This is a genomic window from Agrobacterium sp. a22-2 (assembly GCF_012276985.1).
Classification (GTDB): Bacteria; Pseudomonadota; Alphaproteobacteria; order Rhizobiales; family Rhizobiaceae; genus Allorhizobium.
In genome coordinates this window covers 1-418 of the sequence record NZ_JAAXMM010000084.1, presented here as the reverse complement: position 1 = coordinate 418, position 418 = coordinate 1, and the positions used below count along the sequence as shown (strand labels likewise).

1 protein-coding gene is annotated in these 418 nt (G+C 59.1%); it reads left to right on the top strand.

The annotated features are described in order from the left end of the window. A partial coding sequence (locus HFC70_RS26480) for a TIM barrel protein (protein ID WP_168476306.1) occupies positions 1–418 on the top strand: 418 nt, incomplete at both ends.

The following is a 418-nucleotide window of genomic DNA, read 5'->3' as shown; positions in this document are numbered from 1 at the left end:
TGCCTGCACCACCACATGGGCACCGGCATTCAGACCACGGCCGAAATCGATCGCTACATGAGCATGGTCAACGACGACGTTTACCTGCTGTTCGATACCGGCCACGCCTACTATTCGGAAGGCAGCCAACAGGCGATGATGGCGATCCTGGAGAAGTATCTGCCGCGCATCAACCATGTCCACCTGAAGGACGTGCGCGATGAGGTGGTGGCGGAAGTGAAGGCCAACAAGCTGAGTTTCCTCGATGGCGTGAAGAAGGGCACCTTCACCGTGCCGGGTGATGGCGTGATCGATTTCAGACCGGTGTTCAAGCTGCTGGACGAGCGCGGTTACAAAGGGTGGATGGTGGTGGAGGCCGAGCAGGATCCGGCGCTGGCCAACCCGTTCGAGTATGCGGTGAAGGCGCGCCGTTATATTC